Source organism: Oceanobacillus kapialis (assembly GCF_044790185.1).
GTDB lineage: Bacteria > Bacillota > Bacilli > Bacillales > Amphibacillaceae > Oceanobacillus_B > Oceanobacillus_B kapialis.
In genome coordinates this window covers 1,438,559-1,452,337 of the sequence record NZ_CP085256.1, presented here as the reverse complement: position 1 = coordinate 1,452,337, position 13,779 = coordinate 1,438,559, and the positions used below count along the sequence as shown (strand labels likewise).

Genomic DNA, 13,779 nt, shown 5'->3' with positions numbered 1-13,779 from the left:
TTTACTGTGGTATTGTCATAATTCCCATTAGTACCAAAATGTTAGCGATAATTCCAACTGCTATTGCGCCGACTGGACCAACAGCCATACGTACAATTGGTCGACCAGCAATCTCATTTAATAAATAAAAACCTGCTATAAAGAAGAATCCGAATCCTGGTGCAATCATATTCGCGGCATTGGCACCACCAATTAATAAAGCAACTTCTAGTAGTTTAGTCATCGCACTTCGGATATTCTCCCCAGAGTTACGAACTCCCGGATATTTATCTAGGAATCTAGCAATAACACTTAGTAGCATTACTTCAAGGAAGATCACAATAGCACCAACAATGACAGCAATCCATACATTAGGTACAAAAAGCCCGACGACGAAAATTAAAGTGAAGCCTACAGGACTATACACCCCTGTAGCAATAGCTGTACTCGCAACGAGTGGAATAAACCCAATTGCTCTTGCAGCTGCTGCAATTCCCGCATCAGCTTGCTTTCCTTCTGCAAGAAGGCTTAATGAAATAGGGTCACCTGCCATAAGTAGAAGATTTGTTGCACCGGCAATCAGCGCTCCAATAATCATGAAGAATACAACACTTTTCTTAATTGATTTAACCTTTTCACTAAAAATAGAAGCAAGGTCCACGGAACTGCCTTCCTCTTGTTTTTCCCGCATTGCAAATCCAAACAAGAAGATCATTCCGGCAATCAGAGCCATCCCTTCCTGGTTAAGTGTAATAGCATTGCCGCCAATTGAAAGAAAGCCACCTTCATTCACAAATACAGCTAGCTGTCTCACAATCGCCGCTACTGCAAAAGTAACAATCCCCTTTTTAATCGTGAACTGCATGGCAACAGCCAATGCTGGAAACGCCATGAATGTTACAACAACAGGAGTTCCAACCTCACCCATTGGGTCAAGGAAATTAACCGGAAGATGTTCGAATAGCTTCACAAATCCTTCTAAACCAACCATTAAACCCCAGCCATATACTCCCCCAATAGCCGCAGCCAAAGGTGTACCCCACCTATTTTTTGGTGTGGTAAGACCGATAATATCCGTTCCGAGCAAAATACTATGGATTAAAATGATACTAGCTGTCACAGTAAACGGAATTCCAAAGCCTATTACAAGGCCAAAACTCATTGCAAAAGCTGTAAGCCCTAATTCCCTGCGCTTCAACCTGCCTTCTATATGCTCCCCAACAATCGGCCGCAGTCCATCATTAAAGACAGCTATATTCATGTTGGCAAGCACAGCTGCCACTGCCCCAATCAAAATAACAAAGATCATTTCCACTTTAACTTCCCCCTTTTGTTATTTACTTCTTATTTTTTATTGCGTTAATAATCATAGGAATTGCTTTCTCCATATGATCACCTGTAAAACCGTATGCTTTTTTCCCATTGTTTACAGCTTCCATTACTTTTTCTTCTTGTGGCTGTTTACCAGGCATGGATACGGTTTCACAATTATCCCGACCAATCATTGCAATAGCCATTGCTAATGCTCCGCCACCACCAGTATGGCAAGCACCAACATAATAATCCGCCTGCCCGGTTTTAATAGCCATTGCTGCGTCCAGATCTGACTTTACAGATGTTTCAATGGATGAGTCTATTTCTTTAATTAACCCTTCTATTGCCTTCTTTTCTACTTGTCCTCCGATAACTATTTTCATATACTATCTCCTCCTTGGTTTACTTCAAGAACCGTTGTGTAGTGCATAGATAAAAATGCCTTTTCTTCTTTCGGGAGTGAACGCCCCCATAATTCTTCAATTTTTTTGATGTGCTTTTCAGCAGTAGGAAAATAAGCTGAATTCCTTACTTCATCCATAATTTCAGGTGCTGGAGCTTCCACTTCTCCTCCTTCGCTAATCCGCGTAATAGCTGAAGGTAAATGAGTAAATAGCATCTCCGCCTGTTCCAAATCTTCCTTGTTAAACTCTATCAATAAATGATCAAATGCTTTTATTGTAACCTCGCATGCCGGTTTCGAAATAACATCTCCTAAAGCCAGGATGTGCAACCTGTCCTTCAATTGTTCTTTGTTCATTTTATCCCTCCTTTTAATATACAGTTTTTTGTATATTGAAAAAAAAAGAAAAACCGCTTCTTTTTAGACTTTAATAATGCGGCAATTTTTCTTTTCTAACAACCTTTGTTTGCGTTTCAACAATATTCATTATTTCCAACTTTTCTAGATAGTTCTTCACATCTAATCGTTCCTTTTCAATAAGCACTACGGAACTAGTTGCTTTATGAGCGATTTCCTTAGCTCTTGATGAGCGAAATGTTCCCACTCCCATTTCACTGTTTGTGCGGTTTTCATCTGCATTCCACACTGCGGCATCAATTTCGCCGGTGATCAGCATATCAAACAGTTGCATATAATTTACAGAAACTAATTCAACATCAAGACCTTCGCATTCCAGCAATGTGATACGCGATTGATCGATTGATGTATAATCCACTCCAACCCTCATACCGTCTATAATTTTATTATTCTCTTTATCCGCAAAGAAAATTTGGTGTGTTGATACATAAGTCTGGGGCCCGAAGTTAATTGCTATCTCTAAATTTTCGTTTTTCTCTATTTCTTCTTCCGCAGCAAGCTGGGACATAATAATAAAGTCATAGCGACGAGATTTCAAAGCATCCAAGCGCTGTTTAGATCCTCTCATGTAGGCCAAATTAATGTGTTTATACAATGACTCCGAAGCTTCTATTAACCCTGTGGCTAGTCCTTCATACTTTATTGAATATGGCAATGGCATTGCCCCGATAAATGAACCTTCTCCGGCTATTTCCTTCAATAAATGAATATCCTTATTAAGCAAGAACGTTCCCATATGTCCTCTTGCTTCTAGCTTTATTGCATGGAGTTTTTCTAATACCTTTAGGGCTCCTTGAACAGTACCATTACCAATTGAAAATTCTTCAGCAAAATCACTAACCCTTGGGATGCGGCTGCCTTCTTTAATGTGTAACATCTTACTGGCGATTTCTTTTGCCGCCAGCCCGTTTTTTGAATACAAACCTTCCAAAATCCTGCTCATTATAACTCCTTAAGTTTACAAAATATTGTATACTGTAAATTATAACGCTTTCAATTTAGTAACGCAATGTAAAGTTGTTATTTTTCAGACATTATTTCTGCAAAAAGGTTAGCAACATTTAAGTAAGATAAAAATTGTTCACTAAATACTTTCTTATAAAGAGAAATAAACTAAGTATTTTTAAAAGGGATGCGTATCAACTACACATCCCTTTCCCTCACCAATATCAGATTAATAATCTCTCCAAATCCTTCAAAACCTCAAAAGCACCATCCGATTCATTAGAACAAACGACAATACTTATAGATTTCTCAGGATAATAAACAGAACGGAAATTAACTCCTGGGTCGTACCCCATCAAGATATGCTTTTTCACTTTATTTTGCTCCATATCCACATAGCCACCGTAGCTGTAAAAAAGGTCTTCATCTACCTCTATTTGTGGCTTTAAAAGTTTTTCCGTCATTTCTTTAGATAATAATTGGTATTGGAAAAGTGCATACCAAAAGGTGACCATATCTTCCGCAGTTACGAAGGCTCCACCATCTGCCCCACCTTTTGCTGGCACGGAAAATACATTCGTTCTGTAACTGCCATCAGACTCTTCAATATAACCAATTGCAGTGTTTTCAGGCAGTTTATCCATTTCAAAGTACCCTGACGCTTCCATTCCGGCCTTTTTAAAAATATTTTTTTCTACATAATCAGTAAACATGAGACCGCTAACCTTCTCCACGATTAGCCCTAATAATATATATCCTGCATTATTGTAGTAGAAAGCGCCGCCTGGTTGCTCCACCATATCTTTATCTTGGAAAAGTGGAAGGAAATCAGACAGCGTACGAATAGCATAGACTGGCATGTCTTTCCAAAGTTCTTCGTAATCATCCATTTCTTCCTCATCAAAATAGTCCGGCACTCCTGAAGTATGTGTCAATAATTGATGGATGTTCACTTCCCCGCTAATAAGTGGAAATTCTAAATCCAAACACTCATGTAGCTTCGATTGAAAGCTTAAAAGCCCCTGTTCAACAAGCTGACAGATTGCAATAGAAGTGAATATTTTACAGCCTGAAGCAATTCCAAACTTTGTTTTAGTCTCATTCTTTATACGTCCAGAACGATTGGCAAACCCGAAGCTGCCGCTAAACTCGCATCCGCCTTTATTAGCACAATACACTCCTGAAAAATTCGTTTCTTCTTGCAACATTTTCATTTTAATTCCAATATCCATATCATTCATCTTAATCCCCCTAAAAAATTTGTTTTTCTCTATCGAGGGACTTTTAGCTTATCCCTCACATCAGAATAACTTTTATCATATTCTTCAACTCCCTACTATGTATCTCATTTATATTATCACATAATTTCGAAAAATAAAGCATGACTGAAAAAAAGACTTCAACTGAAGCCTTTCTTTCTAATTATAAAACGTCATTGTTATTTTGTTGCGCTTCTTGAACCTGTTGTCTTACGTCATGCAGTTGCTCGTAAGCTTGTTGGAATTGTGGGTTTTCCGTGAGCTCAGTGCGTTCTGTCGTTTGTAGTGATTGTAATGCTCGTTCTGCTTGCAGGAGCTGCTGTTCTGCCTGCTCAATTAGCTTGCTATTATAACCCTGTGCATCTATGATTTCCTGTTGAGCACGAATGATTTGTTGGTGCGCCTGTTGTAGTTGCTCATGTGTACGCTGTTCCACTATCTCCAACCCCTTTTTTAACTAAGATTACTCGTAGTTTTCCAGAAAACAAACAAATTATGCCTTGGAAGCAGGGGTGTGAATATAATAGGTGTCGTAAGAACCAGTGGTCACATAGCCTAACTTTTGAGCCAGTTTGACCGAATTTGTGTTAGCAGCATCCCAGCTTGGATAAAGTCCTTTTTCCAGACAATCCACCATAAGAGCGGCCGCAACACAAGTAGCAAGCCCCTTCTTTCGATAGGTATCTGCTGTCACAATTTCAATCTCAATTCCTTCGTCGTAAATACTATAAGAAGCTGCAGCACTCACCACTTCCCCATCGTGCAAAACAGCAAAACCTGTCCCTCTTCTAAGAAAATCTTCTACCGAATCAAATTGCTTGATAAAATCTGGAGACACTTTGAATAAAGATGGCAAACTTACAATATTTTCGTCTATCTTTCGTAATTCATAACCATCAGGTAATTTAGATGAAAGCTTACGGAGGTGATTAAGATCCAGATCTTCCGGTTCTTTTCGAAAACCATAGCGCAAAATTCTTTCCGCATTTTCTTTATGTATTTCTTCAATTCGCTGTTTCCATGCTTTCTTATGAACAATGGCAAGAATATGTTCCGGTACATTTTTCAAAAGGTCTTCTGCTCCATTGGCAAAAGGATCACCAGCCAAAAACGTAAAATCCCCCACTGTTATTTGCGCTGCTTCTGGTTTCTCCTTATTATTCACCCATGCATTTCCCATATGTCCTTGTAAACAGGATAGTATAGTGGTATCCTTCATGCCATGAAAAAATGGTGCAATTTTTTTCTTTATTTCTGGATTTGCTTCATATAACATATTTAAAACCTTCTCTCTTTCCTTTTATGTAGCAATTTTTTTATACGCTTCTAGAACTTGCTTTAAAATATCTTGATCATAATTAGTTTGAGCATGCAGCTTTTCTACCCATTCATCCACGCTTTGGAGCAAAGGCTCTCTGATCAGGCCCTCTTCCGTAGACAAACAGCTCTCCCAATTATAGAACTCCCAATGCGCCTTCCCGGATTTATATGGCACTCTACACTCTAAGAGAGGTTTTGGTTTAATTATTTTTTGAGATGCTTCTGCTCCCTTTAAAAAGTCCCTCCTATTAATAGAAGCTAAATCAAATACTTGCCTTGAAGCTTTGCCGTTCGGACGATAATATTGAATTTCCAAAGACTCGCCATGCGCTTCAAATTGAATCTCAGCGGCAGGAAAATGCCCCTTCAGCCTAATGCCATCTTCGGCCCTCGCATCTATAGGTAAAGGCTTTAGCCATTGATCCCCAAGGTCGCAAAAATATCGTTTTCCTTCACTATCTAACGCCATGATTGCAACATGTGCATGTTCCTCCCCCAGATGATGACCAATGGGGTATGCCGGAATGCCTGCTCGCTTGAATTCATCCAATAACCAAAGCGAAAGATCAAAGCAATTTCCCGTCACACCATGTTGTTCCCTATGCTCCTTCATCTCTGAAACCGAGCGTTGTCTTCCACGCTTTTCCTGCAAATGGATCCACATTTTAGTAAGTGTTTCCATCGGAAAATCATCAAACCTTCCCCAAACCGACTGTATTTCATTAGGAATATGCAGCATGACACCGCCCCTTTTTGTCATTATATCAAAAGTATATGATAATAAGCATTATTCTAAGTTAACACAATTATTGAAACTCCTCCCCATTACTGTCATATTGAACATACACATCCTGTAGTATATAGGGATAACAAGAAAGCGGGTGAGCAAATGCTTAACGGAATGAAAATATTGCTCGTGGGTGGCGATGCCAGATATTTGGAAGTCATTGAAAGATTAGTAAGGAATGGTGCACAGCTATATCTTGCTGGGTTTTCAGAAATAGATATAAAGCAAACAGAGGTTTCAAAGATTGATGACATGCTCGAATGTGTAGAAACTATGGATGCAATTGTTTTGCCGGTAGCTGGAATAGATCAAGATGGAAAGGTGGAAGCACCCTATTCTGATAAGGAGGTAAAAATCACAGAGTCGTTGATAAAAAAGACGCCAAATCACTGTGTCATTTACACTGGAACAGCTAGCAGCCTTCTGAAAAACATGGTAGAAGCGGCAGACCGAAAACTTGTTACATTATTCTCTAGAGATGACCTAGCCATTTACAATTCTATCCCGACAGCCGAAGGTGCCCTTAAACTTGCGATAGAAAATACGAAAGAAACCGTACATGGTGCGAATGTTTTAGTTTTAGGTTTTGGCAGAGTTGGCATGACAGTGGCTCGATTGTTTTCTAAAGTTGGCGCAAACGTAACCGTGGCAGTTAGAAAGAAATCCGCTCATGCGCGCTCATTTGAGTTTGGGATAAAATCCATTGAAGTAGACGATCTGGCATCACATACCAAAGAAGCAGATATCTTTATAAATACGATTCCAGGGATGGTGCTTACAAAGGAAAACATAGTCAAAATGAAACCCAGCGCACTAATCATTGATCTTGCCTCAAAGCCAGGTGGCACCGATTTTGAGTTTGCTAAAAAGCAAGGAATCCTCACATTGCATGCTTTAGGATTACCAGGGAAAACAGCACCAAAAACAGCAGGTAAAATTATTGCAACCATTCTTGTAGATGAACTTTCTAGTTAAATGACAAGTCCTGTACAATTTTCAAAAAATAATTTATTATCAATAATAGTTTATTCATTTCATTAGATACGAACAAATGGAGGTTTCAGCATGCTGGCTATTACAAATGCCGTTATTTATGACGGAAACGGAAACATATTAAAAGACCATACAATTCTCGTGAAAGATGGTAAATTCGACTCTATTCAAGCAGGGGGCTCCGTCCCAGATGGTTATGAGGAAGTGAGTGCGACAGGAAAGATCATTACCCCTGGTTTAATTGATGTACATACACACCTAGGCGTCTCAGAAGAAGGTGTTGGCCGTGAAGGTAGTGACTTTAACGAAACGAGTGATCCGGTAACACCACAAGTCAGAGCAATAGATGGAATCAACCCAATGGAAACTGGTTTTTCTGATGCAAGAAAAGCTGGCGTTACCACCGTGCAAATTATGCCTGGCAGTGCGAATGTGATTGGTGGCGAAATGGCTGTTTTAAAGACAAATGGAAACATCGTTGATGAAATGATTCTTCGCGCCCCTTCTGGCATGAAAGCAGCTACTGGGGAAAACCCAAAAATGTTTCATGGTGCAAAAGGTAAAATGCCAACTACCCGTATGGGAGTTGCAGCAAGACTTCGTGAAAAACTTATCGAAACGCAAAATTACATGGACGGAGATAAAAAGGACCGCAATCTTAGTCTTGAGAACCTTGCCAAAGTATTAGATAAGGAAATCCCTTTAAGAGTGCATGCGCATCGGGCAGATGATATTGTAACAGTATTACGTATTAAAAAAGAATTTGATATAAATGTAACAATTGAGCATTGCACAGAAGGTCATAAAATTGCTGACTATATTGCACAGCATGATGTTTGTGTATCAGTAGGTCCTACAATGTCGACTCGCTCTAAAGTAGAGCTAAAGGATAAAGGATGGGCAACTGCGAAAGTGCTAATGGATGCAGGGGTTTCCTGCTCCCTGACAACTGATCACCCAGTTGTAGGAATAGAGTATCTCGTAACCAGTGCCATTCATGCAATTAAACACGGTTTAACAGAACAGCAAGCATTACAAATGCTAACAAGCAATGCCGCAAAACACCTTGGTGTTGAGGATCGAGTTGGTTCCATTGAACCTGGTAAGGATGCAGACTTCGTTATCTGGGATGGTAACTTGTTTGATCTGCGAAGTAAGGTAGAGACAGTGTATATTAATGGGGAAATAATAAACTCTCACAATAGCTAATAAAAGAAATACTGTGAAATCAGAGATAAATATTCTTCTCCGTTTTCACAGTATTTTTTAAAAGGCTTTTTACGTGTCAGTATTAACAATATTAATAAGTGTTGAGCACTGCTCTATACAAAATATTTACACCATTCATTAAAGCATCTTTATTAAAAGACATGTCCGGATGGTGCAATCCGGGCTGAAGGTCGCAGCCTAATCCCAACATCGTAGCTTTTAAGGAAGGCTTCTTAATCGTGTAAAAATGAAAATCATCGCCCCCTGGTGTAACCAATGGTGGATTTAAATTATCCTCACCAAGCGTTTCAGAAATGGATTTGCTCATAATAGCGATCGCCTCATCATTTGTAGCAGCAGCAACAATTCCAGCTACGTCGGTAATATCAATTTCTACATCATAAAGGTCTTGAACGGAATTAAAAATACTTCTCACTTTTTTCTCCAGCTGTTCCATGATCTCATTGTTTTGTGCTCTTAAATCCAAGGAAAAAGATGCATTTCCCGGAATAATATTCGTGCTTTTACCACCTGCTTGAATACTTGTCATTTTAGCAGAGTGTGGAACTCTTGGATCAAGATGAATTTGACTCATCATGTTAACAATTTGTGCAGCAATCTCTATTGCATTATGATTAAGATGCGGCCTTGCTCCATGGGCATCATCTCCTTTAATGGTTGCACTATACATTTTAGAAGCACCATGGACGATAACGGGAGTTGCCTTCCCCATTTTCGCTTCCTGGATTGGGCGTAGATGAACGCCGTACAAGTAATCCACATTTTCTACCACTTGTTTTCCCACCATTTTCAGTGCTCCAGAGCCTTTTTCTTCTGCTGGTTGAAAGATAAATTTGACAGCAACCTTATCCTTTAACTCTGGATTTTCTTCCAGTTTCATTAACACTCCTAACACCATTGACATATGGGCATCATGACCACAGGAGTGATTTGGTTGGAATTTACCGTTCACCTCTTGCCATAGGGCGTCCATATCGGCACGAATTCCTACAACCGGTAAATCATTATTAAAGTTCCCATACTCCCCTATTACTCCTGTACAATCATTAAAAACGATAACTCTACATCCGCTCTTCTCTAAAAACTCCTTAATATATTTGGTCGTTTCTACTTCTTCCCAACTTATTTCTGCGTGGTCGTGCAAGTATTCATATGTCTCTATTACCTTTTGTTCTATAGTTCCCATTATGATTCTCCATCCTTTATGTAATATTTTTGGTTCGCTTGAATTTTCCCGCGGCTTTCCACGCGCTTCATTATTTCCGAAAGAATAGCATTAATCAATGATATCGTCACAGGCCCTTTATTTATAAATGTCTTACTTTCATTAATAGATAATGAAATAACAAGATCTGCTTTTTCGGCCACCGGAGAGACCCAAGAGTCCGTAATTGTAATTACTTTTAGCCCTCTTTCCTTCGCTTCTTCTGCAAGCCTAATCGTGTCTATTGCATATCGAAAAAATGAAAAGATTACAATGCTAGAATTTTTAGGAAGCAAATCTAATAAGCCAGCGTCATTTTCTGAACGGTACAAGATCGCATTGCCTAACACGTAATTCAGATTAAAAGAAAGCCAATGAGCGAAGGTAAATGAATGGTAATAGCCGACTATAAGGACTTTTTCACTTTTTACGATTAAGTCAACAGCTTTATAAAGGCTATTTACATCCATGCCTTCAATACTGTTTCTAATATGGCCTAGATCTTTTTTCATATTAGAAAATATATCGTGTTGGATATGTCCTAATTCTTCATCGGATGAGTCTTGCTGATTTAACGTTAAGAGATGATGCCGCACTTCTTTTTGTAGGTCACTAAACCCTGTATACCCAATCTGATTACAGAATCGAATAACCATTGTTTCACTAACTCCAATAATTTCGCCAACTCTTTTGGCTGGCTGGACGGCAAATATCATCGGATCTACCAATAATTGATTGGCTACTTTTTTAAGACCTTTTGTAAGAGAGGGCAACGTTTCTTTGGTCACTTTCACATAATGCTGAACCATTTTTGATTTCCCCTAATAAAGTTTTTTATTCATTTCCTATTGATTTAAAGTATAAACTTCATTATAATTTAACGCAAGTTTCAAATAGTTAAAATATTTAGACTGAGGAGGGGATTAAGTTGGAGAACTATGACAAAACAAAGGAAGAAAAGAAGAAAAAACTCACTTTACCTGATGCTTATGTTATTTTATTTGGCATTTTACTAATTGCTGCCATCTTAACATACATCATATCCGCAGGTTCATTTGAGAGAGAAACGACGGATGGGAATACGTCTATCATCGTGCCGAACAGCTATGAACAAATCGAACAGCAACCTGCCAGTTTCATTGAAGTCTTCCGGGCTATTCAGGAAGGGTTGATTGGCGGAGCTGGTTTAATCTTTTTAGTACTCATAATTGGTGGTACTTTTGCAGTGATTGAAAGTACTGGCGCTATTGATACCCTAATCATGAAGACTATCAATAAAACCAGGAATAAGGAATGGTTATTAATTATTATAGTTGCTTCTTTGTTTTCTATATTTGGCGGGCTAGGAATTATCGTAAATGCTGTTATCGCATTTATTCCTATTGGTATTATTCTTGCTAGAGCGATGAAGATGGATGCAATAGTTGGCGTCTCTATTATTTATTTAGGAGCTTATTCTGGTTTTGCAATCGGATTTTTAGATCCTTTGACTACTGGGTTTGCCCAACAAATTGCGCAACTCCGCTATTCTCTGGAATTGGCTACCGGATCACCATCTATTTAACAGTTTTGGCTGCTTCTATAACCTATATATGTTGGTATGCGAATAAGGTTAAGAAAAATCCTGAACGTAGTATTTTAAGAGAAAACCGCTTTCCGAAATACAACGATAAAAGCATGGATAACGTCTCATCTGTCCTGACTACCACCCACAAACTGACCCTCGCACTATTAGTAATTGGAATAGGGACTTATGTTTATGGTGTTTTCCAGTTAGGTTGGTCGACCAATGAAATGGCTGCCGTATTCATCGCTGTAGCGGCTGGTACGGCGATTATAAGTCGAATGGGCGCTAATAAAATGGTGGAAGAGTTTATGAACGGTGCCAAAGGTGTTGTTTACGGAGCGCTTATTATCGGAATGGCAAGATCAATTGTTGTCCTGTTAGAAAATGGACAGATCTTGGATACAATTGTCCAAGCAATGGCAATTGTATTAGAGCCTTTTTCTAACGTCATGGGGGCTATAGCCATGTTTATCGGTAATGGCTTGTTTAATCTAATTGTTTCCTCAGGTAGTGGTCAGGCTGCCATCGTGATGCCAATTATGACACCCCTAGCTGATTTAATGGAAATCCCGCGTCAGGTAGCTGTTCAAGCCTACTCTATGGGTGATGGTTTTACAAATATAATAACCCCATTATCAGGAGTATTAATGGCTAATCTAGCTATTGCAGGTATTCCGTGGACCAAGTGGATTAAATTTGCTTTTCCTTTAGTGTTAATTTGGTATGCCATTGGTTGTATTTATTTAGTTATCGCCGTATTAATTAATTGGGGACCTATGTAAATGAAGATGGGAGAGTTGTTCTGTGGAGATAACAGAAATAGTTGTTTATAAATTAAACATGAAAATGAAATATCCATTTACCACTAGTTTTGGAACAGAACAGGATAGACAATTTCTTCTTGTAGAAGTAAAAAATAAGGAAGGTCTGTCTGGCTGGGGAGAATGTGTGACGTCCGAAAAACCACTCTATATTGAAGAATTTACAGACTCGAGCTGGATTATGTTAAACAAATTTTTAATCCCTCAAGTACTAAATCAGCATATAGAGCACCCAGAAGAACTCCAATCACTTTTCAGTATGTATAAACGAAATAATTTAGCTAAATCCGCAATTGATACTGCCGTATGGGACCTCTATGCTAAGTCTAAAGGAATACCGCTCGCTGAAGCATTAGGAGGAAAGAAATCCACTATCGAAGTTGGGGTTAGTCTTGGTATTGAAGAGGATATTCAGGTTCTCCTACAAAATATTGAAGATAAAACGAATGAAGGTTATAAGCGAATAAAACTTAAAATTAAACCTGAAAAAGATGTTGCCGTAATAGAAAAGGTACGAGAGAAATTTCCAACCATTCCACTAATGGTAGACGCAAATTCTGCTTATACTCTTGCCGATGTAAATATTCTAAAGGAACTAGACCAATTTAACTTAATGATGATTGAACAACCACTAACAGCTGGAGACTTAATAGACCATGCGACATTACAAAAACAATTGAAGACACCTATTTGCTTAGATGAGAGCATACACTCTTATGAGGATGCTCGGCAAGCAATTGAGCTTGGCAGTGGTAAAATTATTAATATAAAAATTGGAAGAGTTGGTGGATTAACCCAGGCTAAAAAAATACATGATTTATGTCAAAAAGAAAGCATACCGTTGTGGTGTGGAGGTATGCTGGAATCTGGTGTGGGACGTGCTCACAATATTGCAATTACAACACTGAAAAATTTCACGTTGCCTGGAGATACTGCTGCATCATCGAGGTATTGGGAAAAAGATATTATTGAGCCGGAAGTAACTGTGGACAATGGGATTCTTACAGTACCAACAGATCCAGGTATTGGCTATGAAGTTAATTATGATGACTTAATGAAACATACAATAGAACATAAAACATTTAACTAATCTTTGTTATACCATATAACCGCTTTTACTTACTTTTTTTGTACATGAAGAACTTCGCCTATTCTTATTCTTTCTTTTTTGTTGAAAAGGAGTACGGGAAAAAGGCGTTGCTCTTCCTTTAAAAATGAAAGCGATTTCCATATAACTCTTGATCCGCTCCCTAATATAAACCCCTTTTAAATTTTTATGACCTGACCCATTATAAAGTTGTACCAAAAACTAATTTATAGCAAAAGAGGGTTATGCATAATATTATGCATAACCCTCTTTTTTTTGCCTGGCGGCGTCCTACTCTTGCAGGGGCAAAGCCCCAACTACCATCGGCGCTGGAGAACTTAACTTCTGTGTTCGGCATGGGAACAGGTGTGACCTCTCCGCTATTACTACCAGACCTATAGGTTTTATAATTTGTACCTTGAAAACTAAATAAGAGAAAACAACGAATCAAGA

Annotated in this window: 13 protein-coding genes, 1 rRNA gene and 1 pseudogene; 4 read left to right on the top strand and 11 right to left on the bottom strand. The window is 38.7% G+C overall.

Annotated features, from left to right (window positions below; all coding sequences use genetic code 11):
• Window position 1: 1 nt before the first annotated feature.
• The 8 genes from LG273_RS07655 to LG273_RS07620 form a co-directional block, all read right to left on the bottom strand.
• A complete protein-coding gene (locus LG273_RS07655) occupies window positions 2–1,288 on the bottom strand; it encodes a YhfT family protein (RefSeq protein WP_404459497.1) in 1,287 nt (428 codons plus the stop codon).
• A gap of 28 nt (window positions 1,289–1,316) precedes the next feature.
• Complete coding sequence (locus tag LG273_RS07650) at window positions 1,317–1,676, bottom strand: DUF2620 domain-containing protein (RefSeq protein ID WP_379561662.1); 360 nt, start codon at window positions 1,674–1,676, stop codon at window positions 1,317–1,319.
• Window positions 1,673–2,053 (bottom strand): PRD domain-containing protein, encoded by a 381-nt coding sequence (locus LG273_RS07645; RefSeq protein ID WP_379561661.1) that lies wholly within the window; start codon window positions 2,051–2,053, stop codon window positions 1,673–1,675. Before LG273_RS07645 ends, LG273_RS07650 begins: the two co-directional genes overlap by 4 nt.
• Before the next feature lie 70 nt (window positions 2,054–2,123).
• Entirely contained in the window at window positions 2,124–3,056 is a 933-nt protein-coding gene (gene yhfZ / locus LG273_RS07640; RefSeq protein ID WP_379561659.1) for a GntR family transcriptional regulator YhfZ, read from the bottom strand.
• A gap of 226 nt (window positions 3,057–3,282) precedes the next feature.
• On the bottom strand, window positions 3,283–4,299 hold the full coding sequence (locus tag LG273_RS07635; RefSeq protein WP_379561658.1) for a serine hydrolase domain-containing protein: 1,017 nt from the start codon (window positions 4,297–4,299) through the stop codon (window positions 3,283–3,285).
• Between the two features lie 181 nt (window positions 4,300–4,480).
• Window positions 4,481–4,753, bottom strand: a complete 273-nt coding sequence (locus LG273_RS07630) for a hypothetical protein (RefSeq protein WP_379561657.1) — start codon at window positions 4,751–4,753, stop codon at window positions 4,481–4,483.
• 57 nt (window positions 4,754–4,810) lie between these two features.
• Window positions 4,811–5,593: a GNAT family N-acetyltransferase gene (locus tag LG273_RS07625; RefSeq protein ID WP_379561656.1), complete on the bottom strand. Its 783-nt coding sequence runs from the start codon at window positions 5,591–5,593 to the stop codon at window positions 4,811–4,813.
• A gap of 24 nt (window positions 5,594–5,617) precedes the next feature.
• Complete coding sequence (locus LG273_RS07620) at window positions 5,618–6,376, bottom strand: hypothetical protein (RefSeq protein WP_379561655.1); 759 nt, start codon at window positions 6,374–6,376, stop codon at window positions 5,618–5,620.
• A gap of 162 nt (window positions 6,377–6,538) precedes the next feature.
• Between LG273_RS07620 and dpsA the strand changes: the two genes are divergently transcribed.
• Window positions 6,539–7,399: a dipicolinate synthase subunit DpsA gene (dpsA, locus tag LG273_RS07615; protein WP_404459017.1), complete on the top strand. Its 861-nt coding sequence runs from the start codon at window positions 6,539–6,541 to the stop codon at window positions 7,397–7,399.
• 90 nt (window positions 7,400–7,489) lie between these two features.
• Window positions 7,490–8,626, top strand: a complete 1,137-nt coding sequence (locus tag LG273_RS07610; RefSeq protein WP_379561652.1) for an amidohydrolase — start codon at window positions 7,490–7,492, stop codon at window positions 8,624–8,626.
• A gap of 91 nt (window positions 8,627–8,717) precedes the next feature.
• On the opposite strand, the gene LG273_RS07605 is transcribed toward LG273_RS07610, so the two are convergent.
• Window positions 8,718–9,833: a M20 peptidase aminoacylase family protein gene (locus LG273_RS07605; RefSeq protein WP_404459015.1), complete on the bottom strand. Its 1,116-nt coding sequence runs from the start codon at window positions 9,831–9,833 to the stop codon at window positions 8,718–8,720.
• On the bottom strand, window positions 9,833–10,660 hold the full coding sequence (locus LG273_RS07600) for a MurR/RpiR family transcriptional regulator (protein WP_404459013.1): 828 nt from the start codon (window positions 10,658–10,660) through the stop codon (window positions 9,833–9,835). Before LG273_RS07600 ends, LG273_RS07605 begins: the two co-directional genes overlap by 1 nt.
• Window positions 10,661–10,779: 119 nt before the next feature.
• On the opposite strand from LG273_RS07600, the pseudogene LG273_RS07595 reads away from it, so the two are divergent.
• Together LG273_RS07595 and menC are read left to right on the top strand one after the other, a co-directional pair.
• A pseudogene (locus tag LG273_RS07595) lies at window positions 10,780–12,200 on the top strand (YfcC family protein).
• A 22-nt stretch (window positions 12,201–12,222) separates the two neighbouring features.
• The gene (gene menC, locus LG273_RS07590; protein WP_404459011.1) at window positions 12,223–13,329 is read left to right on the top strand and encodes an o-succinylbenzoate synthase; all 1,107 of its coding nucleotides are present in this window, start codon (window positions 12,223–12,225) and stop codon (window positions 13,327–13,329) included.
• 275 nt (window positions 13,330–13,604) lie between these two features.
• Here the strand turns inward: menC and rrf are convergent.
• Window positions 13,605–13,720, bottom strand: a 5S ribosomal RNA gene (gene rrf, locus LG273_RS07585).
• Window positions 13,721–13,779: the final 59 nt, after the last annotated feature.

Excerpts from the sequence above, each read along its gene's own strand:
- LG273_RS07655 (WP_404459497.1), bottom strand. The coding sequence starts at position 1,288 with ATGATCTTTGTTATTTTGATTGGGGCAGTGGCAGCTGTGCTTGCCAAC.
- LG273_RS07650 (WP_379561662.1), bottom strand. The coding sequence starts at position 1,676 with ATGAAAATAGTTATCGGAGGACAAGTAGAAAAGAAGGCAATAGAAGGG.
- LG273_RS07645 (WP_379561661.1), bottom strand. The coding sequence starts at position 2,053 with ATGAACAAAGAACAATTGAAGGACAGGTTGCACATCCTGGCTTTAGGA.
- yhfZ (WP_379561659.1), bottom strand. The coding sequence starts at position 3,056 with ATGAGCAGGATTTTGGAAGGTTTGTATTCAAAAAACGGGCTGGCGGCA.
- LG273_RS07635 (WP_379561658.1), bottom strand. The coding sequence starts at position 4,299 with ATGAATGATATGGATATTGGAATTAAAATGAAAATGTTGCAAGAAGAA.
- LG273_RS07625 (WP_379561656.1), bottom strand. The coding sequence starts at position 5,593 with ATGTTATATGAAGCAAATCCAGAAATAAAGAAAAAAATTGCACCATTT.
- LG273_RS07620 (WP_379561655.1), bottom strand. The coding sequence starts at position 6,376 with ATGCTGCATATTCCTAATGAAATACAGTCGGTTTGGGGAAGGTTTGAT.
- dpsA (WP_404459017.1), top strand. The coding sequence starts at position 6,539 with ATGAAAATATTGCTCGTGGGTGGCGATGCCAGATATTTGGAAGTCATT.
- LG273_RS07610 (WP_379561652.1), top strand. The coding sequence starts at position 7,490 with ATGCTGGCTATTACAAATGCCGTTATTTATGACGGAAACGGAAACATA.
- LG273_RS07605 (WP_404459015.1), bottom strand. The coding sequence starts at position 9,833 with ATGGGAACTATAGAACAAAAGGTAATAGAGACATATGAATACTTGCAC.
- LG273_RS07600 (WP_404459013.1), bottom strand. The coding sequence starts at position 10,660 with ATGGTTCAGCATTATGTGAAAGTGACCAAAGAAACGTTGCCCTCTCTT.